Genomic DNA, 19,324 nt, shown 5'->3' with positions numbered 1-19,324 from the left:
GTGCCATTAGCGTGCCATTCGAGCCCGGAAAGACGACTTGATCCTCATGGTCTGGAGCCTCGATGACGTGCGGCGTGAGTCATGATCACCGTGCCATTAACATGCCATTAGCCGAGCGGAACAGGGCCGAGAGGCGAGGACTCTCCCAGATGAATTCGCAGGTCAGCGGCCTGACAATAGCGATCATGGCTCCTTACAAGCGAGATGTCACTGGTTCGAACCCAGTAGTGCCCACCAGCCAGAACGCCCCGTTCCTGATCTCGGGAACGGGGCGTCGTGCCGTGGCCCACTGATCGACGTTGCCGTCAGCTCTCGTCGAACAGGTCTTCCAGCATGAGGCGAGCACGGTCGGGAACGGGTTCGTCGGGAAAGATCTCCGTGCAGAGGGCAAGGACCTCGGCTACGGAGCCGAGCGCGAGTCTCTCGACGAGGGTGCGGATGTCGCCGGTGTCCCGTCGCAGAGCAGCCAGGACTTTCATTGCGAGCAGGTGCTCTGCTGAAGCCGCGGACACACGCAGTCCCGGATGGTCGAAGACCCGGCGGGCCGAACCATCCGTGCCGGGGGCGACATAGGCGCTGGCCTGCTCGTTGAGCCACCACGACGGCAGCCCGAGTTCGGACGCGACTGCTCGTGCCTCGTCCAGGACGACTCCATGGGGTTCGAAGACGGCGTCGATGTCCCGGGTGGAGCGTCGGGCGTCGTAGGCGAGCGCCATGGCCGCTCCACCGAACACATAAAGATCGGCTACGACTCCGCGCCGGGCGAGACGATCACCAAGCCGTCGGAAAGCGTCCTCGATCGCATCCGGTCGAGAAGAGGTGCGTCGCTCACGCGACCTCCAGCTCCTGAGGGTGGATGAAAACACCACGGCGGCGGAAGGACGCGGGAGCGTGAACGAAGGCGTCCACGCGGCCGGCCGGGGTGTTGAAGGGAAACCAGAAGCGCCGGAGCCGCCGGGTCTCGGTCCACGGGGGGGCTCCCGCACCGTCCCTGGCCGCGAGGTGCTCGGCCAGTGCGGCGAGAAAGACGTCCCAGCGAGAGTCACCGGTGCTGGGAGGTTCCACGGACAACAAGCTCATCCGAGCAGAAGACGGCTCGTGGCGGTACTCCTCCAGAAACTCGGCGATCAAGCGCCAGCGTGTCTCCTCGTCAGGATGATCGGTCAGCCAACCCGCGAGCACTGCGATGGAGGCGGCCTGATACTGCTGTGCGCGCTTCATGGTTACAACGTTAGTCCAATACCGAGGGCGTGACCGGGCCGTCAGTGTCGCCCGTGAAGCCGGAGATGGTTGCGACCTCGTCGATTCCCCGGCACATGGACTCCAGATCAGAGGCCTCGTCTCCACACCGAGCTGAGCCGTCCGCTGTGTGCCGTACCGCTGCCCAGCGAGGTTCTGGCGCGCTACGACGCCACGCACGCCCGGGAACCGGCACTGCACCTTTCCTGGCTGGCCGTGGCTCTGGCTGACGCCAACGAGCCGGAGGAAGCGGTGCACACGGCCTCCCGGATGCTGCACCTGTCCGCCGATCTGACCAGCGGCCGCACGACCCAGCGCGCTCGCGTGGTTCCGGCCCGGCTCAAGCCGTACGCCGATGTCCCTTAGATACGTGAATTGCCGGCCCGCCATCCCATGAGCACCTGAGATCCTCGGCGAACTGGTCTTCCCACGGATGCCGATCAATCCTCACGAGGTTCGGTGCGGTAGGAGCACAGCTCCAGCATCTCCGGAGAGAAGCGGAGACCGGTGATTTTGCTCGCCAGGGCGAATGACCTCTCGATCGGGGAACCGATGTCCGGTCCGTCGATGTCGTGGTCGGGATCCAGGCCGACCTTGCGCATCTCCTCGACGAGGCGGTCTGGATCGATGCCTGATCGATCTTCCGGGAACATCGGTTCAAACTGGACGACGGGTTCGCCGTCGACGATGTAGACGAAGGTGTCCGAGGCGCAGTCGTGGCGGGAGACTGAAACGATCTCGGTTCCCCTCCCGACCCGGGTGTATATCTCGGGGGTGGCAGCGAGCTCCCATCCTCCTGGTTCGACGACCAGGGTCCAGTCGCCCATCTTCGCGGTGCCGATGTAATCGGCTGCGTCGCACCCCTCCGTGGTGTTCCCGTCCCCGCTGAACCGGCGGAGGACCTCCTCCGGAGTGAGACTTCGGACGAAGGCCACACAGTAGATCTCATCGAGGTCTTCGCAGTCGGAGAGCCAGCGGAACTCTTCGAGATGCTCGGTCATTGTTGCTCCTTAATCATGTGGTACGAACTACTGCAAGTACTGCATGCTGGAAAAATATAAGATCTGGCCGGGTGGTGCGTTCCCCTGGACGCTCCGGCACCGGAGTTGCCCGCCGGGTGTTCCTTCGAATGCGACGCGCCGCAAGACCCGGACGACTTCGAACCCGCAGACCGTATTCCTCGCACTCTGCATATCTCTGAGGATGTCGAAGGCCACGTCTACCTGCTCGATCCGCACGTCATCGCCGACGGCGGCGAGTGGGAGGTGTGGTATCTCGATACGCTGTACGAGTCCGGAGGCATTCGTCTCCGGTCGTTCTGGAATTTGATGGAGCACGCGTTCCAGGGCAAGCTGAACTGACTTTTTCGTCTTCAAGTGGATCGGTGGTTTTGAAATGCGGCGATGGCCTTGATCAGATGTCCGGCCTTGCTTGGCCCTGCACCGTGGTTTCGGGGGATGCGCCGGCTCACCGAGTCTGCGGAGCCTGGCGTGGGATCGGTTGGCCCGCTCCTGTGAGCCGGGCTTGTTCTTCCCCCGGCAGAGGGTGATCGCCGTCTCGGCTACCACCCCCTGATAAGCCTTGTCGGCAGAGTGATGCCGGTCGTGGCCGTGACCGGCGGCTTCCGCACTCCGGCGTGCGCCCGGCTTTCAGAGGGCCGGCGTGAACTCGTTCTGTTGATCATCCGGACGGATTTCTTTGATCTTGTTGTTCATCGCGTCGGCGATCTTCCGGCCGACTTCCGCCGTACGGTGCTGATAGATCAGCACGGCCCGCACCGAGTCGTGCCCATCCGCTCCATGAGGTCCTTCGGGCTCGCGCCCGAGCGGGCGAAGCTCAACGACGGATGGGACATCAGCGTGCGTAGCGCATTCGCAGCTCGTCCATCGCGAGGTCCCAGAAGGACCTGTAACGGTTGGCGCCCGGTTTCCACGGCGCGAGATACCAGGCTTCCCACTCACCTTCAGAGGTCCTGACGTGGGGATTGAGGAGAGCCACTCCGTCATCCCAGTAGCCGATCAGAAGGGTGTCGGGCACATACTCCCCTCTGTAACGGATGGAGTCCTGCTCCTGTCCGTAGACGAAGTAGAGCTCGTCGGGCACGCTCCAGGAGTCCTCGGGCCTGGGTCCTGACCAGCTCTCGGCGATCGAGGGATCGACATCACGGAGCCAGCCGGCTTCCTCAACACGCAGCAGACGGCAGTCATCGTCGCTGCCCCACCCGTTGGCGAACAGGAGAAACTGCCGGTAACTCGTCGGCAGCTCCACGCCCAGCCGCTCTTCAAGATCGCGGACCTCTGCTCCGGTAGCGGGAGGATGCAGATCGCCGAGTGGACCGACCGCCGGGTGATCGGAACCCTCGGTCACCGGATGCCTTGCAGGGAAGCGTTCAGGCCATGCGTACCGGGCACTCATTGTGCAGAAGGTATCCCTTTCGAATGGCTGCTGCACGTACAGCACAAAGCCAGAGCCACCCCTCCCGAAGGAGCGTCGTTCTCCTGATGCGGTCTTGGGGATGTCCTCTGGACGGCCAACTGGGTGGCAACGACCGGGGACACGGCTGGACACCGGTGGACGGCCAGGGATCGTGGCGGAAGCCGGTCCCGTCGATCGACCGGGCACCGTGCCGGACCTCCTTCGCGGCCACGGCCGCACCGGCCGGGCTCACGCCGGCGAGGGCGACCGGCCGCCCCGCATCGGCTGGAGAATAACCGTGCAGTTATTGCAGTCATCACTGCAATAACCGTAAAGTCGTACCGTGATCGATCCGTTGGACGCCGAACTGGACTTCGTGGACGAAGTCGCAGCCTTCTTCGCCCGCGAGGGCATGCCTCTGATCGCCGGCCGTGTCATCGGCTGGCTGCTCATCAGCGATCCGCCGGAGCAGAGCGCCGCGCAGCTCGCGGACGTGCTGCGGGTCAGCCGGAGCTCCATCAGCAGCGCGACCCGGCTGCTCACTCCCAGCGGTCTGGTGGAGGGAGTGCGCCGCCGGGGCGAGCGGCAGGAGTACTTCCGCATCGCGGTCGACGGGTGGAGCCGGATGCTGGCCAACCGCTACGCCAAGACGGCCGCGTTCCGCGAGCTCACCGAGACAGGGCTGCGGGCCCTCGCGGGCAGTACGCCCCAGCGGCGCGAACGGCTGCACAACGTCAACGAGCTCTACCGCTTCCTCGAGGCGGAGCTGCCGGCGCTGTGGCAGCGGTGGGAGACGCGCGCGAGCGCGCCGGCGGGAGAGGACGACCGTGCCGGCTGATCTGCGCAGCACCTACCTCACCTGCGCCGAGGGCAGGCTGCACGTCTACACCGCGGGCGGGCACGGACCCGCCGTTCTGCTGCTGAGCGGCGCCGGCATCGACAACGCCCTGCTCAGCTGGCGCCACCTCATCCCGGCGCTGGCCGCGCACCACCGCGTCTTCGCGCTCGACTGGCCGAAGCAGGGCAGAAGCCTCCCCTGGACCGGGCGGGTGACGCATGATCGCATGCTCCGCTGCGTCACCGAGGTGCTCGACCACTTCGCGATCGACTCGGCAGTCCTGGTCGGTCTCTCCCAGGGCGGGGCCCTGGCGCTGGCCTACGCCATCGACCACCCCGCTCGTGTCGAGCGTCTGGTGGCGCTCGCACCCGCCGGGATCATCTCCTTCCCGCCCGTCGTGCATCAGATCCTCTGGCTCACCGCCGGATTGCCGCTGCTCAACAGGACCTTGCCGAGCCTGATGCTCAGGAGCCGCGCGGGGATCGCCCGCTTCGCCGAGCGGGCGCTCTTCGCCGGTCCCGTCCACGACTTCGAAGACATCGTCGACGAGATCCACGCAGAGGTCCGGGCGGCGGGAGCCGGCTCGTCCGACTGGCAGAACGCCTCCATCGGGCCGTTCCGCATGCGGATCGACCTGCGACCCCGTCTCCATCTGATCACCTGCCCGACCCTCCTCATCCAGGGCGACAAGGACATCGGTGTCAAGCTCCGGCACACCAGGGCCGCCGCCGCCCTGATCCCGGACGCCCGGCTCGAAATCCTCGAGGGCAATGGGCACTGGTCCAACCGCCAGTCCCCCGACCGGGTCAACGCCCTCGTCGCGGAGTTCCTCGGCCCGCCTCACTGAACCGGTCTCCCGCGCGGGGGCGCCCCGGTTTCCCGGCCGCTCTCCGTACGGCGATCGATGTCAATCGAAGGATGAATGTGGATCAGGGCCGGGACCCGTAGCATGCGCTGGTGCGTGGTCGTGGCGCTGGGGCGCTCGGACGGCTGTCCGCCGTCGATCCGCTCGTGCTCGACGGTGCGCTGGCGCTGGTGATGTCCGTCGGGAGCGTGCTGTGGGCGGTCTACGAGCCCGGGCGCGCCACGAGACCGGTGGACGGGCTGTCGGCCGCGCTGACGGCGGTGGTGAACCTGCCCCTTGCGCTGCGCAGGCGGATGCCCTTCACCGTGCTGGTGGTGTCCGTGGCGGGGGCCGTGGTCTACCACGCGCTCGGCTACCACTACGGGCTCAACAGCATGGCGCCGCTGCTGGCCCTCTACACCGTGGCCGCGCACCGCCCCGCCGCCGCCACCGTCGCGGGCACCGTACTGGTCGTCGCGGAATGGATCCATGCCGTCGATCTGCATCCCGGAATCCAGTGGTGGTCGGCCGTCGGGCAGTCCGTCCTGGTGGCCGGTGTCACGGTGTGCATCGGCTCCGGCGTGCGACTGCTGGACGAGCGCACCGGTCGGCTGACCGAGCTGGCCGCGCGGCTCCGAGAGGAGCAGGCCGCCGCCGCGCTGCGAGCCGTCACCCAGGAGCGGGTGCGCATCGCGCGGGAGTTGCACGACGTGGTGGCGCACCACATGTCGGTGATCTCGGTACAGGCGGGCATGGGCAGGTACGTCGCCCTGGGTGATCCGGCGGCCGCGCGCGAGACGCTGGGGGTCATCGCCGACGCCAGCCACGAGGCGCTGGGGGAGATGCGGCGGCTGCTGTCGATCCTGCGCGTGGAGGCGTACGACGAGGACGAGGACCTCTACGCGATCACCCCGGGTCTGGGCGGGCTCACGCCGCTGCTCGAGCGGGTGCGCGCGGCCGGACCCGCGGTCGAGGTCCGTGTCGTGGGGGAGGCGAGGCCGCTGCCGTCCGGGCTGGACCTGTGCGCCTACCGGATCGTGCAGGAATCGCTGACCAACGTGCTCAAGCACGCCGGGGCGGCGCGGGTGGAGGTGCTGCTGGAGTACGGCGCGGCCGAGCTGACCGTCAGCGTCACCGACGACGGGACGGCGGCCCCCGGTGCGCCCGGTTCCGGGGGCGCCGGGCACGGGTTGATCGGCATGACCGAACGTGTCAGGCTCTATCAGGGAAAGATCACCGCAGGGTCCCGGCCGGAGGGCGGGTTCGCGGTGGTGGCCGTACTCCCGTTGCCCGCGCCCGCACCGGGCGGGTGACGTCCGGACGACACACTTACCTGCGAGGCGCGCGAATGGTCACCGTACTGGTGGTCGACGACCAGGTGCTGATCCGCGCGGGGCTGGCCGCGCTCATCCGCGCCGCTCCGGGCCTGGAGGTCGTCGGGGAGGCCGCCACCGGCGAGGAGGCCGTTGACCTCGCGGCGGAGCTCCGGCCCGACGTCGTGCTGATGGACATCCGGCTGCCCGGGATCAGCGGCATCACCGCGACCGAGCGCATCCTCGCGGCGGGCGGTTCCCAGGCGCCGAAGGTGCTGATCCTGACCACCTTCGACATCGACGAGTACGTCTACAACGCGCTGCGCCTGGGGGCGAGCGGCTTCCTCCTCAAGGACACCCCGCCCGAACGCCTGATCGCCGCCGTCCAGACGGTCGCCAGCGGAGACGTCCTGCTCGCCCCGAACGCCGTCAGGCGGCTGGTGGAGGCCTTCAGCGGCACACCGGCCGTACGCCCGCGCGCGCAGCCGGGCGCGCGGCCGGAGCAGCTCGCCCCGCTCACGGCGCGTGAGGTCGAGGTGCTCCAGCTCGTCGGGCAGGCCATGTCCAACAGGCAGATCGCCGAGGCGCTGTCGCTGAGCGAGGCCACGGTCAAGACGCACCTGAACCGGCTGATGAGCAAGCTCCACCTGACCAGCCGCGCGCAGGTGGTCGTCCTGGCCTACGACTGCGGCCTGATCGAGCCCGCCGGCAGGGAGTCCCGGTCGTGACGGGACCCGCCGTCCGCCGTGCCGGACGCGTGTACGGCGGGCGGTCTTCGCCCGGAGGTCCGCCCCCGCGATGTCACCTCCGGACGAAGACCTGACCGTGGGCGGGCGCCGGACCGCGCCCGGGGACCGTTACCGGCCGACGGCCGCGTTCGCCGCCGCGACCACGGCGGCCGCGGCCGCGGCGGGAACGGCGGGCTTCACGGACCCGGGCATGCGCCGGTCTTCTTCGACGGGCCGCCCCGGAGCGGGCGGCTGCCGGAACGACTGACTGCGAATGTATCCGGCCGCCGGGACCCGGGAGTCAACCCGCTGATTGATCTTCGGGTCCGCCGGGTGCGGTAGCACGCACGGCCGATGGACCGGGTGCGGTAGCCGGAGGCGGTGGCCGGCTGAGATCAGGACCTCCCACCGCCGGGGTGGCCTTCCCCTGGTGTCCGGTCCCTGCGGGCGTCTCCCGCGGCGGCGGGGAGAGGACGCCGCTCCTATCGGGAACGGAGATCGCCTGCCGCCAGGGCGAGCAGTTCGTCGACCGACCACTGGTCGTAGGCGTGCTCGCCGTACTTGCACGCGACCACCCGGCCGTCGGGGGCGATCAGGAAGTCGGCGGGCAGCCCGAGCCGTCCGCCGTGCGGGCGGGCGGCCGGCGCGCGCTCCCGCCCGCGGGCGACCTGCCGGAGGCCGCGCAGGACGGCCAGGACGATCGTCCCCCACACCCGGGGGTCGAGCAGTGCGCGGGGCGCCGATTCCACGCCGAACTCGGCGTACAGCTTCTTGTCCGGGTCGGCGACGACGGCGAACGGCAGGCCGGCGGCGTGCTCGGCCAGTTCGCCGGCGGGGGAGTGGAAGACCACCGCCTCGCGGACGCCGGCCGCCTCGATGTCGGCGTGGCGGGCGGCGAAGGAGCGCAGGTGCAGGTTGCAGACCGGGCAGCCGGCGAAGCGCCGGAACTGCAGGTGGACCAGGCGATCCGGATCCGGGACGGCGGCCGTGCGTCCGTTGACGGCGGGCAGGTCGCGGACGGGGACGTCGGAGCCGGGCTGGAGGCGCATGGGAGCTCCCTCATAGGTGTACGGCATACGCCTAAGATTGTAGGCGTATGCCGTACACTTTCGCGCACCATGCCCCGCCCTCGTTCCCTCACCCAGGACCGGATCGCCGCCGCCGCCCTCGCCGTCATCGACCGCGACGGGCTCGCGGCGCTGTCGATGCGCGCGGTCTCGACGGAGCTCGGCGTGAGCACGATGGCGCTCTACCGCTACGTCGACGACCGCCGGGAACTGGAAGGGCTCGTGGTCGAGCTGGTGCTCGGCGGCGTGGACGTGTCCCCGCCCTCCGAAGGGGCGTGGCAGGAGCGGATCGCCGTCCTGGTGGGCAGGATGCGCGACCACGTGGGCGCGCACCCGGAGGCCGTGCCGCTGACGATGATCCACCGGCACGGCTCGGCGGGGGTGCTGCGCTGGTCGGAGGCGGTGCTCGCGATCCTCGCCGAGGCCGGCCTCGACGGGCCGGAACGGGTCATCGCCCTGCGGGGCCTGCTGAGCTACGTGATCGGCGCGGTCCAACTGGAGCATCTGGGCCCGCTGTCGGGCGAGGGGACGGCCGCCATGGCCGGGCTGTCCCCGGCCGAGTTCCCCCATCTGGCCGAGACCGCGGGCCACGCGCGGCTCGTCGGCGCCGACGAGGAGTTCCGCGGCGGCCTGGCCATGGTGCTGCGGGGCATCCGGGCGGGGGCCGGTCCGTTCAGGAGCCGGGGAGGGCGCGGTTGACCGCGGCGGTGTAGGCGCGGAACGCCCCGGTGCGGTTGGCGGGATCACCGATCCAGGCGCGGTCCAGCCTCCCCCCGGCGAAGAACCGCTTCCGCTGGCCGAGGCTGATCTCCAGCTGCACCCCTCTGCCCCGCCGGTTCTTGTTGGTGATGTTGTCCGGGCTCCTGCCCCTCAGGCCCGCGGGCACCGACCTGGCGACGTTGAAGCCCGCGGCGCGCAGTTCGGCGGCGATCTTCCTGATCAGCGCCGTGTCACGGCCGCCGATGTAGGTGGTCGCCCTGGAGCCGGCCGCGCCGTGCCAGGCGACGGTGTAGTCGACCCTGGACACCAGGGCGCGGGCCTTCGGCTCGTCGAACCTGTCGGCGGTGATGTGCAGGTCGCGGTTGCCGGAGGCCTTGACGGCCGTGAACGAGTAGTAGGCGTGCCGGCCGACGCGGGCGGAGTGGTTCGCCAACTGGGTCGTCGGCGGCTCGATGGCGCCTCCGTGGACGGCGATGTGGGCCACCCGCGCCCCGCGGGGGAAGCGCTGCTCGCGCCGGTAGTCCCTGCCCTCGGTCTCGTGGGCGGCGAGCTGGGCGTAGCCGGTGTACTTGTCCGCGGGGCGGGTCCGTGCGGGTTCGGCGGGAGTGACATGCGGGTGCGCCGGAGCGGCGTGCGGGTGCGCGGGGGCGGCGTGCGGGTGCGCGGGAGTACCGTGCGGGTGCGCCGGAGCGGCGGTCAGCGCCGGTGCCAGACCGCTCACGAGCAGGACGGCGCCGATCCGCGCACCCGTTCCCGGCATCGGTGCCTCCTGAGATCGTCTCCGGTGGAGCGGCGCGGGAGGGGCCGTCGCGCACGCCTTCCCCTGCAGGTTAAGCGGTGGGCACCGGCGGGAGCGGATTGCGGCCCGGTGTGTCGGGCCGGCCGGCCGGTCGGGCTTCCGGGCCCCCGTCCCTCCGCACTTCCACTCCCTCCGCACTTCCGGTCCGGGCGGTCGTGCGGGCCGGGCGGAAGGTCCGGGCGGTCGTGCGGGCCGGGAGGAGGTCCCGCGCCGCGGAAAATGTCGGCGTGCTCTGGTAGGCCTGGGCCATGGGTGTGAGCGTTGACGAGTTCCTGGAGATGCTGGACCGACTGCCGGAGGTGAAGCAGACCCCCGGCGGTGACTGGATCGCGCTGAAGGTGCGGGGCAAGGGGTTCGGCTACCTGTGGGAGCGGACCGAGACGGTCGGCCTGAAGGCGACGATCGAGGAGCAGATCGCGCTGGTGGCGGAGCGGCCGGAGGTCTTCGAGCCCCAGTTCACCGCGGGCCGGTTCGGCTGGGTGGTGGTGCGGCTGGCGGGGATCGACGCGGACGAGCTGTTCGAGCTGGTCACCGAGGCGTGGTGCCTGACGGCGCCCAGGCAGCTGGTCGCCGCTCACGAGGCGGGACACTAGCCGGACGCCGTCAGGGGATGCGGCGCGGGGTCAGCCGACCCGGCAGGAGACCGAGGGCAGGGTCTGGTTGCCGTTGTGCATGACGGTGAAGCCGAAGGTGTTGCCGCTGCCGTTGGGCCGCATCGTCATCACGTTGCCGGTGTAGTCCCAGCTGGGGCTGCCGTTCCAGGTGGCGATGATCTTCTGCGGGCTCCGCACGGTCACGGTGGCGATCCAGGAGGCGCTGCCGGAGACGGTGACGGAGGCGTTGAAGCGGTCGCCCCACTGCTGGCCGCGCGAGATCGTGGCGGTGCAGCCGCCGGGATCGCCGGTCGGAGTGGCCGTCGGGGTCGCCGTCGGGCCGCCGGTCGGTGCGACGGCCCTGCCGGTCGACGGTGAGATCATGCCGGCGCACAGGTTGCGGCTGCGCAGGTTCGCGGCGATCTGGGGGATCGCCGCGATCGTGGTCGCGTAGTTGTCGTGCATGAGGATGACCTGGCCGTTCTGCAACCGGCCGGCCGCCTGCACGATCTGCGAGGTGCTCGCGTTGTTCCAGTCCTGGGAGTCGACGTCCCAGAGGACCTCGGTGAGGCCGAGCTGCTGTTCGATGGACCTGAGCGTGGAGTTGGTCTCGCCGTAGGGCGGCCGGAACAGCTTCGGCGTGGTTCCCGTGGCCTGCTGGATGGCCTGCTGGGTCCGCTGGAGCTCCGACTGGATCTGGGAGCCGCCCAGCTGGGTCAGGTGGGGGTGCGACCAGCTGTGGTTGGCGACCCACATGCCGGCGTCCTGCTGGGCTCTGGTCAGCGAGGGGTTGTTCTGCACGTTCTGCCCGGTGTTGAACATCGTGGCGCGCAGGCCGTTGGCCTTCAGCGTGTTCAGCAGGTTGGCGGTGGTGCCCGGGTTCGGGCCGTCGTCGAAGGTCAGGCCCACATATCCGGCGCTGCAGTCAGCGGCGGCGGCGGTGCCCGCGGAGGAGGGCAGCGCCACGACGAGCCCGGCGGCCAGAGCGGTGAGGGCGCCCGTGACGAGCGCCTTCCGGACACGGGAGAGGCGGGTGCCGCGGGGGGTGATGGTGTCGATCATGGTTGTTCCTCCAGTGGAACACTGATCGGGGACATGGGGGACATGGGGGACACGGCGGTCGGGCGGGCGCGGGGAGGGGCCGTGCTGAACCGCGCCCGCCTCACGCGCCGTCCGTGCGGGGGAGATCTCTGCCCGGGCACTCATTCTGGGGACGGTCTCTGAAACATGTCAACGCTCATCTGAAATGTTTCAGATCAAACAACCGGCCAACTCCGGCTCTGCCTCGCATGACTTCAGGAAACGGGCTTCGAAAGTTTCATGACCTTGATGATCGGCCGACGGTGTCCGGCTCCCGGGGCGACGGGCACGGTGCGCTCCTGATCCGCGGGCCACGGTCCGGCGCGTCCGGGAGCGTCCGGCCCGGCCGGGGGAGGGGTCGCTAGGATCCGGCCATGGCGGCCGAGACGTTGATCGGGAACGGGTTCGCGGAGCGCGCCGAGGCGCACCGGCGCGAGCTGCACGTGCACTGCTACCGGATGCTCGGCTCCTTCGACGAGGCCGAGGACCTGGTCCAGGAGACGTTCCTGCGCGCGTGGCGCCGCCGGGACACCCTGCGGGACGGGGACGGCCTGCGGGCCTGGCTGTACCGGATCGCCACCAACGCCTGCCTGGACCACCTCAGGGCGCACCCCCGCCGCCCGGAGCCGCGCCCGGCGCCGGCCGGGGCCGATCCCGGGCTCGACCCGCCCGCCTCGGGCATGGTCTCCTGGCTCCAGCCGTACCCCGACGAGCTGCTGGACGCGGCGGACCTGGTGATCGAGCGCGAGACGATCGAACTGGCCTTCCTGGTCGCGATCCAGCACCTGCCGCCCCGGCAGCGGGCGGTGCTCATCCTGCGCGACGTGCTCGGCTGGTCGGCGCAGGAGACCGCCGAGTCGCTGGAGCTGACCGTCGCCGCGGTGAAGAGCGCCCTGCAGCGGGCCAGGCCGGTCCTCAGGAGGCACCTGCCCGCGCGGCGGCTGGAATGGGCCGCGTCCGCCGGTCCCACCCCGGAGGACCGAGCCGTCCTGCGGCGTTACATCGACGCCGTCGAGCAGGCCGACCCGTCCATCCTCACCGAGGTGCTCCGGGCCGACGTCTGGCAGGCGATGCCGCCGGCGCCGGTCTGGCTGCAGGGGCTGGAGACGTTCGTGGCCGCCTGGGCCCCGGCGATGACCGGGCCCGAGGCGTGGGGAGACTGGCGGGTGCTCGCCGTACGGGCCAACCGCCAGCCCGCGGCCGCCGCCTACCTGCGCCGGGCGGGCGAGACCTGCTTCTCGCCCTCCTGGCTGGGGGTCCTGCGGCTCGAGGACGGGCTGGTCACCCAGATCACCACGTTCGGGGACGAGATGTTCCCCTCGTTCGGACTGCCGGCCTCACTCTGACCGGTCCGAGGAGATCCGCGGGAGACCGATTCCTTTTCCGGGCCGCACTCGTCTCATGGGGACAGGTTCATGAGAGAAGGGAAGCATCGTGTCCGATCTTCAGAAGAACGTCCAGGCCGTCGTCGACGAGCTGGTGGAGTCGGGAGCGGAACGCGGCGTGCAGGTCGCCGTCTACCGGCGCGGCGAACTTCTGGCCGACGCGGTGGCGGGGGTGGCCGACCCGGAGACGGGCCGCCCGTTCACGTCCGGCACCCCGGTCTACGCGACCTCGACCGGCAAGGGCGTGACCGCGACCGTCGTCCACGTGCTGGCCGAGCGCGGGGCCCTCGGCTATGACACCAGGATCGCGGACGTGTGGCCGGAGTTCGCCGCCTGCGGCAAGGAGAAGGCGACCGTACGGCACGCGCTGACGCACGCGACCGGCGTGCCCGGGGTGCCGGTGGACACCACACCCGAGGACCTGTGCGACTGGGACCGGATGTGCGCCGTGATCGCCGCCGCCGAGCCGTGGTGGGAGCCGGGCACCCGGTTCGGCTACCACCCGCAGACCTACGGCTACATCCTGGGCGAGGTCGTCCGGCGGGTGACCGGGAAGCCCGTCTCGCGGGTGCTCCGCGAGGAGGTGTCCGGTCCGCTCGGCGTGGCCGGCGAGCTGTTCTTCGGCGTACCGGAGTCCGAGCTCGGCCGGCTGGCCAGGATCGAGGACGCCGGACCGCCGATGGAGCTGCCCGCCGAGATGATGGCGCAGATCCCGTTCTTCAAGGTGGTCGGCGGCTACACGGCCGCACCCCTGGGGGCGTTGCCGGACGCCGCGTTCAGCAACCGCGCCGACGTGCTGACCTCCGACATCCCGGCGGGCGCCACGATGACCGCCCGCGCGGCGGCCCGCATGTACGACGCGCTGCTGGGCGGGGAGCTCGTCTCCGCCGGCCGGCTGCGCGAGCTGTCCTCCCCCGCGGTGAGCGGTGTGGACGAGGTGGCGGGCAACCCGGCCACCCTGGCACTGGGCTACTCGGTCGGCCTGACGGAGGAGATCGGCCTGCCCACCGTGTTCGGGGCGGCGGGCAGCGGGGGCACCGCGGCCTTCGCGGACACCGCCACCGGGATCAGCGTCGGCGTGATGAAGAACCGGGCTTCGGCCGGTGACTTCGGCACCGTCGAGCGGATCGCCCGGCTCGTCCTCCGGGCGGGCTGACCGTCCGGAGGACGAGCCGGGCGGGCGACGCGCCGGGCGGGTTGGCCGCTCGGCGCGCGCGGCGGACCCGCCCGGCGCGTCCGGTGCGTGTCCCGGGCGCGTCCGGCGCGGCGGCCGCGGCCGGTTCCGGGGACCCGCGGGGGGCGTCGCCGCCCCGGCGGAGCCCCCCGCGGAGCCCTGGGCGGGCCCGCGGTCAGAGGTCGCCGATCCTCGGGACCAGCTCGCTCAGCACCCACAGGGCCAGGCCCAGCGCGAGGAGGTTGATCCGGGCGCCGCCGATGCCGAACGCGGCCAGCAGGAAGCAGGCGAGAGCGAAGATCAGCAGGATGAGGGTGAGCACGGGAAGTCCTTTCCGTCCGGTGGGGCCAGCGGGGACTACCCGTGATCGTCCCGGTCATGCGCGGCGCCGCCGGTCGGTGCGATGCTGCCGCCGACCGGGCCCCCGGTCGGGCACCGGTCGGCGCCGTCCACAGCTCCGCGGGCGGCCGTCCGCGTCGTCCACAGGCTCGCGATCCCTCCGCCGGGGCGTCCTGATCCTCCTAGAATGACGTGATGACTTCCCCGCACGGCGCCCCGCAGAGCGACCCCGAGGCAGACGACGCGTCGCGCGTGCTGCGCCGGGTCTTCGGTTACGACTCGTTCCGGGAGGGACAGCGGGAGATCATCGACCACGTCGTCGCCGGCGGAGACGCGCTCGTGCTCATGCCCACCGGCGGCGGCAAGTCGCTGTGCTACCAGGTCCCCGCCCTCGTGCGGAAAGGCACCGGCGTCGTCGTCTCACCGCTGATCGCGCTCATGCAGGACCAGGTCGACGCGCTGACGGCCCTCGGCGTGCGGGCGGGCTTCCTCAATTCCACGCAGGAGCACGAGGAGCGCCGCGAGGTCGAGGCCGCCTTCCTCGCCGGTGAGCTGGACCTGCTCTACGTGGCGCCGGAACGGCTGCGCACCTCCGCGACGCTGGGCCTCCTCGACCGCGGCTCGATCGCGCTGTTCGCCATCGACGAGGCGCACTGCGTGGCCCAGTGGGGGCACGACTTCCGTCCCGACTACCTGGCGCTGTCCGCCCTGCACGAGCGCTGGCCCGACGTGCCGCGCATCGCACTGACCGCCACCGCCACCGAGGCCACCCACGCGGAGATCGCGGCCCGGCTGAACCTGGGGGAGGCCCGCCACTTCGTGGCGAGCTTCGACCGCCCCAACATCCAGTACCGCATCGCACAGAAGCGGGAGCCCCGGCGGCAGCTGCTGCAGCTGCTCCGCACCGAGCACGCCGGGGACGCCGGCATCATCTACTGCCTGTCCCGGGCCTCGGTGGAGAAGACCGCCGCGTTCCTGGCGGAGAACGGCGTCCAGGCGCTGCCGTACCACGCCGGGCTCGACGCGCGCACCCGCGCCGAGCACCAGGCGCGCTTCCTGCGCGAGGACGGCCTCGTCATGGTCGCCACCATCGCGTTCGGCATGGGCATCGACAAGCCCGACGTGCGGTTCGTCGCCCACCTCGACCTGCCCAAGTCCATCGAGGGCTACTACCAGGAGACCGGGCGGGCCGGCCGCGACGGCCTGCCGTCCACCGCGTGGATGGTCTACGGGCTCCAGGACGTCGTGCAGCAGCGCCGGATGATCGACACCTCCGAGGGCGACGCCGCCCACCGCCGCCGCCTGAGCGCCCACCTCGACGCCATGCTGGCGCTGTGCGAGACGGTCGAGTGCCGCCGCGTCCACCTGCTCGCCTACTTCGGCCAGGAGTCCGGCGCCTGCGGCAACTGCGACACCTGCCTCACGCCGCCGGAGACCTGGGACGGCACGATCGCCGCGCAGAAGCTCCTCTCGGCCGTGCTGCGCCTGAGGCGCGAGCGGGGGCAGAGCTTCGGCGCGGGCCACGTCATCGACATCCTGCTCGGCCGGGAGACCGACAAGGTCGTCCAGCACGGCCATGCCTCCCTGACGGTCTTCGGCGTCGGCACGGAGCTGAACGAGTCCGAGTGGCGCGCCGTGGTGCGCCAGCTGCTGGCCAGAGGGCTCCTGACCGTCGAGAGCGACCACGGCACGCTCGCGCTCACCGACGCGAGCGCCGACGTGCTGGCCCGGCGGCGGGAGGTGCCGCTCCGCCGCGACCCGGAGCGGGCGGCCCGCGCCGAGGCCGGGGCCCGCGCCTCCGGCCGCCGTCCGTCCCCGGCGGCGGACCTGCCCGAGGAGGCCGTGCCGGTGTTCGAACGGCTCCGCTCCTGGCGCGCCGCCGCCGCCAAGGAGCGAGGCATCCCCGCGTACGTGGTCTTCCACGACGCGACCCTGCGCCAGATCGCGACCGACTCCCCGTCCTCCCTGGCCGAGCTCGGCCGGGTGAGCGGCGTCGGCGAGAACAAACTGGCGAAGTACGGCCAGGAGATCCTGGACGTGCTCGCCTCCGGCGCCCCCCACGTCCAGGACATGCTGGAGCTCTGACCTCCGGGGGGTCAGCGCTCGCAGACGAGCCCGTCGCGGTCGGCGTCGTGATACCACGCGTACTCCGGGTGGACGCTGCGCTCGTACGGCCCGAAGCCCGCGGAGAGCGCCGACTTGCAGGTGCGGAAACGGGGGTCGGGAGACCAGCCGGGTCCCGCGTAGCCCGCCGTCCGCGCCTCGACGGGGAGCGGGGCCACCAGGTCCTTGCTGCTGTCGCACCGGCCCGACCAGATCCGCAGCCGCTTCTTGCGCGCCCGGGCCTCCTCCAGGCGCATCGTCCTGATGTAGCGGTCGTTCTTGCGGTACAGCAGCGACTTGGCGTACCCGTAGCGGATGAGGTTGCGGGCCACGGACAGACCCCGGTGGTTGTAGACGTAGAACAGGCGGCGCCCGTAGTGGTCCTTGTAGTCCCGGTCCCGCAGCAGGTAGGCGGTCCTGCCGAGGGGCAGGAGCGTGCGGGCGCGCTCCGTCGCGGAGTCGAACCAGCACCGGCCGTACTCCGGGGTGTCGAGGCCGAGCAGGCGCACCCGGACGGTCCGGCTGCTCTTGCCGAACCGGACCTCGATCGTGTCGCCGTCCACGATGCGCACCACCCTCGCCTTCTGGACGCCTCTCGGCAGGCCCGCCGCCGAGCCGGCCGCGGCGGCCGGAGAGGCGGTCAGAGGAAGGGCCACGAGGGCGGTGACGACCGGAAGGGCCAGCCGGAGAACGCGTCGCACAGAGAACCTCTCACTAGAAGGAGGGCCGGACGCGCGGAACGGGTCGGACACGACGCACGACGACCGATCCTGGAACGCTGCAAGCAGTCCCCCTCGTGGTCCCGGCGACCCGGACACGGCGAAGAGGTCCCGCCCCTCCCGCAGGAGGGGCGCGGCCCCGGCCCCATTGCCGAGGGTTTAAGTACCCCCGTGTCTCACCAGGGTAATCACCTTGATGTGATTTGGCTGGCAGGACGGGCGTGTCCGCCGATCTGCGGATCGGTCCGGGTCGTGCCGGCCCTGGGTCCCGGAGGGCCGGTCTGCCTTCGAGGACCGGCGGACCCCCGGCGCGGGCCCGAGGCTCTGGGCCGGGGACCGGTCAGGGGAGGGCGTCCCGGACACGGGAGGCGAGGCCGGCGTACTCCTCGCGGCTCAGCACGCGTCCTTCGAACGTCAACCCGTGCCGTACGGCGAAGCGGTGCACGTCCTCCGGATGCCAGGGGCCCGGGAGGTGGTTCAGCGGCGCACCGGCCCGGCTGACCACGAAGAGGCCGCGCACGTCCTCGTACCGGTAGTGCCGTACAGGCGAGACTCGAGCACCAGCCCGCTCTCCGCCGCGACCGCCTGGCGGGGGCGAGCACCCGGCGAGTCGAGCATGACCCGCCCCTGGTCATCCAGGACCGCGAGCCCGTAGACCGTCCCGTACGGGCCGGGGTGGCCGTACAGCAGCAGCGCGGCGGCCCGGCCTGCGCCGGTGAGCGGCAGCCGGACCCGGTGACGGTCCGGTGGCAGCCCGGCGACGAGGTGACCGCCGGCCACGTGAAGCCCGGATCCGTCTCCGGCGAACTCCTGGGGCCTGTCGGTCAGCGTTCTCACCTTTCCGTAGGGCGAGCGTGCCGTCTCTCTGGACGACGGATGGAGCAGACATGAAGTTCCGGCGAGATCGGGTGATCAGGGAAGGCGGTGCCGGATCGTGAGCGACCTCGGAGGCGGCCACCGGAGCCGAACCGGTTCGATCCCCGTGCGGGGAGGACGGAGCGAGAGGCGACCGCTCGCCGTACGGCCATGCCCGGTGAGCATATTCGGTGCTGGTACACAGTGAATTGCCAGGAACGGTGGGTAGCCTCCCCATGCATGAACTGGCAGCGCACCGTCAACGAGGCCCTGGTCAGGTTCACCGGATTCCAGCTCAGGCGAGCAGGGGCATCCGACTCCGCCGGGGTGGTGACCCCGGCCGTCGCGGCCGAGGGTCTCGTCCGGCCGCCCGCCGATCCGGAGGCGGACCGGCTGCTGCGCGCGCCCGTCTTCATCCTCTCGCCCGTCCGGTCCGGGTCCACGCTCCTGCGGGCGATGCTGGGCGCCCATTCCCTGCTGCACGCCCCCCACGAACTGCACGTGCGCCGCCTGACGGTGGGGTTCGGCACCTCCCTGTCGAAGAAGGCGATGGCCGCGCTCGGGCACAACCAGGCCGACCTGGAGCACCTGCTCTGGGACCGGGTGCTCCACCGGGAGCTGGTGCGCAGCGGCAAGTCCTTCATCGTGGAGAAGACCCCGGCCAACGCCTTCGCCTTCCAGCGCATCGCCACCTGCTGGCCCGACGCCCGGTTCGTCTTCCTGCTCCGCCACCCGGCCTCCATCGCGGCCTCCTGGCACGAGGCGAGCCCGGAGAAGCGCACCCCGGAGGAGGCCGCCCTCGACGCCCTGCGCTACATGAAGGCGGTCCAGCGCGCGCGCAGGGCATTGGCCGGTCTGACCGTCCGCTACGAGGACCTGACCGCCGACCCGGAGGCGCAGACGCGCCGGATCTGCGACTTCCTGGCCGTCGGCTGGGAGCCGGGGATGCTCGCCTACGGAGCACCGGAGGTGGTCAGCAAGGGCCTCGGAGACTGGAAGGACAAGATCCGGTCGGGGACCGTGCAGCCGGGACGCGACCTGCCCGATCCCGACACGATCCCCGAGGTGTTGAGACCGATATGTCGGATTTGGGGGTACCTCCCATAAGAGGGA

At 71.0% G+C, this 19,324-nt stretch carries 23 protein-coding genes; 12 read left to right on the top strand and 11 right to left on the bottom strand.

The window, feature by feature from the left end; genetic code table 11:
* Positions 1 to 305: 305 nt before the first annotated feature.
* Positions 306 to 734, bottom strand: coding sequence for a DUF6036 family nucleotidyltransferase (locus tag HS048_RS28225; protein ID WP_307832682.1), 429 nt, complete (start codon positions 732 to 734; stop codon positions 306 to 308).
* Between the two features lie 94 nt (positions 735 to 828).
* The gene (locus tag HS048_RS28220; protein ID WP_196469191.1) at positions 829 to 1,221 is read right to left on the bottom strand and encodes a hypothetical protein; all 393 of its coding nucleotides are present in this window, start codon (positions 1,219 to 1,221) and stop codon (positions 829 to 831) included.
* Between the two features lie 234 nt (positions 1,222 to 1,455).
* Between HS048_RS28220 and HS048_RS28215 the strand changes: the two genes are divergently transcribed.
* Positions 1,456 to 1,605 carry a hypothetical protein gene (locus HS048_RS28215; protein WP_196469190.1) on the top strand — a complete coding sequence of 50 codons (150 nt, stop codon included), beginning with the start codon at positions 1,456 to 1,458 and terminating at the stop codon, positions 1,603 to 1,605.
* Positions 1,606 to 1,679: 74 nt separating this feature from the next.
* Here HS048_RS28215 and HS048_RS28210 read toward each other — a convergent pair whose 3' ends face one another.
* Positions 1,680 to 2,240, bottom strand: a complete 561-nt coding sequence (locus HS048_RS28210) for a DUF6461 domain-containing protein (RefSeq protein ID WP_196469189.1) — start codon at positions 2,238 to 2,240, stop codon at positions 1,680 to 1,682.
* A gap of 105 nt (positions 2,241 to 2,345) precedes the next feature.
* Between HS048_RS28210 and HS048_RS28205 the strand changes: the two genes are divergently transcribed.
* Positions 2,346 to 2,600 carry a hypothetical protein gene (locus tag HS048_RS28205; RefSeq protein ID WP_196469188.1) on the top strand — a complete coding sequence of 85 codons (255 nt, stop codon included), beginning with the start codon at positions 2,346 to 2,348 and terminating at the stop codon, positions 2,598 to 2,600.
* A gap of 493 nt (positions 2,601 to 3,093) precedes the next feature.
* Here the strand turns inward: HS048_RS28205 and HS048_RS28200 are convergent, their stop codons facing one another.
* Positions 3,094 to 3,654, bottom strand: coding sequence for an SMI1/KNR4 family protein (locus HS048_RS28200; RefSeq protein ID WP_196469187.1), 561 nt, complete (start codon positions 3,652 to 3,654; stop codon positions 3,094 to 3,096).
* A 343-nt stretch (positions 3,655 to 3,997) separates the two neighbouring features.
* Between HS048_RS28200 and HS048_RS28195 the strand changes: the two genes are divergently transcribed.
* The 4 genes from HS048_RS28195 to HS048_RS28180 all read left to right on the top strand — a co-directional run bounded on the left by HS048_RS28195 (position 3,998) and on the right by HS048_RS28180 (position 7,377).
* A complete protein-coding gene (locus HS048_RS28195) occupies positions 3,998 to 4,492 on the top strand; it encodes a GbsR/MarR family transcriptional regulator (RefSeq protein ID WP_196469186.1) in 495 nt (164 codons plus the stop codon).
* On the top strand, positions 4,482 to 5,339 hold the full coding sequence (locus HS048_RS28190) for an alpha/beta fold hydrolase (RefSeq protein WP_374058796.1): 858 nt from the start codon (positions 4,482 to 4,484) through the stop codon (positions 5,337 to 5,339). The genes HS048_RS28195 and HS048_RS28190 overlap by 11 nt, the downstream gene beginning before the upstream one ends.
* A gap of 110 nt (positions 5,340 to 5,449) precedes the next feature.
* Positions 5,450 to 6,649 (top strand): sensor histidine kinase, encoded by a 1,200-nt coding sequence (locus HS048_RS38300; RefSeq protein WP_196469185.1) that lies wholly within the window; start codon positions 5,450 to 5,452, stop codon positions 6,647 to 6,649.
* Between the two features lie 35 nt (positions 6,650 to 6,684).
* Complete coding sequence (locus tag HS048_RS28180; protein ID WP_196469184.1) at positions 6,685 to 7,377, top strand: response regulator transcription factor; 693 nt, start codon at positions 6,685 to 6,687, stop codon at positions 7,375 to 7,377.
* 482 nt (positions 7,378 to 7,859) lie between these two features.
* Here HS048_RS28180 and HS048_RS28175 read toward each other — a convergent pair whose 3' ends face one another.
* Positions 7,860 to 8,426, bottom strand: a complete 567-nt coding sequence (locus HS048_RS28175; protein WP_196469183.1) for a peroxiredoxin-like family protein — start codon at positions 8,424 to 8,426, stop codon at positions 7,860 to 7,862.
* 69 nt (positions 8,427 to 8,495) lie between these two features.
* On the opposite strand from HS048_RS28175, the gene HS048_RS28170 reads away from it, so the two are divergent.
* A complete protein-coding gene (locus HS048_RS28170) occupies positions 8,496 to 9,143 on the top strand; it encodes a TetR/AcrR family transcriptional regulator (protein WP_068898591.1) in 648 nt (215 codons plus the stop codon).
* On the opposite strand, the gene HS048_RS28165 is transcribed toward HS048_RS28170, so the two are convergent.
* A complete protein-coding gene (locus HS048_RS28165; RefSeq protein ID WP_196469182.1) occupies positions 9,118 to 9,924 on the bottom strand; it encodes a poly-gamma-glutamate hydrolase family protein in 807 nt (268 codons plus the stop codon). The genes HS048_RS28170 and HS048_RS28165 overlap by 26 nt on opposite strands.
* Positions 9,925 to 10,241: 317 nt before the next feature.
* Here HS048_RS28165 and HS048_RS28160 point away from each other — a divergent pair, with 317 nt between their 5' ends.
* Entirely contained in the window at positions 10,242 to 10,556 is a 315-nt protein-coding gene (locus HS048_RS28160; RefSeq protein ID WP_373293836.1) for an MmcQ/YjbR family DNA-binding protein, read from the top strand.
* A 30-nt stretch (positions 10,557 to 10,586) separates the two neighbouring features.
* Here HS048_RS28160 and HS048_RS28155 read toward each other — a convergent pair whose 3' ends face one another.
* Positions 10,587 to 11,618 carry a polysaccharide deacetylase family protein gene (locus tag HS048_RS28155; protein ID WP_196469181.1) on the bottom strand — a complete coding sequence of 344 codons (1,032 nt, stop codon included), beginning with the start codon at positions 11,616 to 11,618 and terminating at the stop codon, positions 10,587 to 10,589.
* Positions 11,619 to 12,010: 392 nt separating this feature from the next.
* On the opposite strand from HS048_RS28155, the gene HS048_RS28150 reads away from it, so the two are divergent.
* Both HS048_RS28150 and HS048_RS28145 read left to right on the top strand, forming a co-directional pair.
* The gene (locus HS048_RS28150; RefSeq protein WP_068898582.1) at positions 12,011 to 12,982 is read left to right on the top strand and encodes an RNA polymerase subunit sigma-70; all 972 of its coding nucleotides are present in this window, start codon (positions 12,011 to 12,013) and stop codon (positions 12,980 to 12,982) included.
* Positions 12,983 to 13,070: 88 nt separating this feature from the next.
* Complete coding sequence (locus HS048_RS28145; RefSeq protein ID WP_196469180.1) at positions 13,071 to 14,177, top strand: serine hydrolase domain-containing protein; 1,107 nt, start codon at positions 13,071 to 13,073, stop codon at positions 14,175 to 14,177.
* A gap of 193 nt (positions 14,178 to 14,370) precedes the next feature.
* Here the strand turns inward: HS048_RS28145 and HS048_RS28140 are convergent, their stop codons facing one another.
* The gene (locus HS048_RS28140) at positions 14,371 to 14,517 is read right to left on the bottom strand and encodes a hypothetical protein (RefSeq protein ID WP_157237486.1); all 147 of its coding nucleotides are present in this window, start codon (positions 14,515 to 14,517) and stop codon (positions 14,371 to 14,373) included.
* 212 nt (positions 14,518 to 14,729) lie between these two features.
* Here HS048_RS28140 and recQ point away from each other — a divergent pair, with 212 nt between their 5' ends.
* The gene (gene recQ / locus HS048_RS28135) at positions 14,730 to 16,619 is read left to right on the top strand and encodes a DNA helicase RecQ (RefSeq protein WP_196469179.1); all 1,890 of its coding nucleotides are present in this window, start codon (positions 14,730 to 14,732) and stop codon (positions 16,617 to 16,619) included.
* An 11-nt stretch (positions 16,620 to 16,630) separates the two neighbouring features.
* Here the strand turns inward: recQ and HS048_RS28130 are convergent, their stop codons facing one another.
* From HS048_RS28130 to HS048_RS28120, 3 genes are all read right to left on the bottom strand, one after another.
* Entirely contained in the window at positions 16,631 to 17,338 is a 708-nt protein-coding gene (locus tag HS048_RS28130) for a thermonuclease family protein (protein ID WP_196469178.1), read from the bottom strand.
* 358 nt (positions 17,339 to 17,696) lie between these two features.
* Positions 17,697 to 17,876, bottom strand: a complete 180-nt coding sequence (locus HS048_RS28125; protein ID WP_196469177.1) for a hypothetical protein — start codon at positions 17,874 to 17,876, stop codon at positions 17,697 to 17,699.
* On the bottom strand, positions 17,834 to 18,193 hold the full coding sequence (locus HS048_RS28120; RefSeq protein ID WP_196469176.1) for a hypothetical protein: 360 nt from the start codon (positions 18,191 to 18,193) through the stop codon (positions 17,834 to 17,836). Before HS048_RS28120 ends, HS048_RS28125 begins: the two co-directional genes overlap by 43 nt.
* 258 nt (positions 18,194 to 18,451) lie before the next feature.
* Between HS048_RS28120 and HS048_RS28115 the strand changes: the two genes are divergently transcribed.
* Positions 18,452 to 19,318 (top strand): sulfotransferase, encoded by an 867-nt coding sequence (locus HS048_RS28115; protein ID WP_196469175.1) that lies wholly within the window; start codon positions 18,452 to 18,454, stop codon positions 19,316 to 19,318.
* The last annotated feature ends 6 nt before the right edge of the window (positions 19,319 to 19,324 follow it).

The sequence above is a fragment of the Planomonospora sp. ID91781 genome, assembly GCF_015711595.1.
Taxonomy (GTDB): domain Bacteria; phylum Actinomycetota; class Actinomycetes; order Streptosporangiales; family Streptosporangiaceae; genus Planomonospora; species Planomonospora parontospora.
The sequence above is the reverse complement of the archived record's forward strand: the minus strand, read 5'-3'. Positions and strand labels throughout refer to the sequence as shown.

Excerpts from the sequence above, each read along its gene's own strand:
- recQ (WP_196469179.1), top strand. The coding sequence starts at position 14,730 with ATGACTTCCCCGCACGGCGCCCCGCAGAGCGACCCCGAGGCAGACGAC.
- HS048_RS28155 (WP_196469181.1), bottom strand. The coding sequence starts at position 11,618 with ATGATCGACACCATCACCCCCCGCGGCACCCGCCTCTCCCGTGTCCGG.
- HS048_RS28170 (WP_068898591.1), top strand. The coding sequence starts at position 8,496 with ATGCCCCGCCCTCGTTCCCTCACCCAGGACCGGATCGCCGCCGCCGCC.
- HS048_RS28160 (WP_373293836.1), top strand. The coding sequence starts at position 10,242 with ATGCTGGACCGACTGCCGGAGGTGAAGCAGACCCCCGGCGGTGACTGG.
- HS048_RS28175 (WP_196469183.1), bottom strand. The coding sequence starts at position 8,426 with ATGCGCCTCCAGCCCGGCTCCGACGTCCCCGTCCGCGACCTGCCCGCC.
- HS048_RS28220 (WP_196469191.1), bottom strand. The coding sequence starts at position 1,221 with ATGAAGCGCGCACAGCAGTATCAGGCCGCCTCCATCGCAGTGCTCGCG.
- HS048_RS28180 (WP_196469184.1), top strand. The coding sequence starts at position 6,685 with ATGGTCACCGTACTGGTGGTCGACGACCAGGTGCTGATCCGCGCGGGG.
- HS048_RS28200 (WP_196469187.1), bottom strand. The coding sequence starts at position 3,654 with ATGAGTGCCCGGTACGCATGGCCTGAACGCTTCCCTGCAAGGCATCCG.
- HS048_RS28150 (WP_068898582.1), top strand. The coding sequence starts at position 12,011 with ATGGCGGCCGAGACGTTGATCGGGAACGGGTTCGCGGAGCGCGCCGAG.
- HS048_RS28165 (WP_196469182.1), bottom strand. The coding sequence starts at position 9,924 with ATGCCGGGAACGGGTGCGCGGATCGGCGCCGTCCTGCTCGTGAGCGGT.
- HS048_RS28115 (WP_196469175.1), top strand. The coding sequence starts at position 18,452 with ATGAACTGGCAGCGCACCGTCAACGAGGCCCTGGTCAGGTTCACCGGA.
- HS048_RS28210 (WP_196469189.1), bottom strand. The coding sequence starts at position 2,240 with ATGACCGAGCATCTCGAAGAGTTCCGCTGGCTCTCCGACTGCGAAGAC.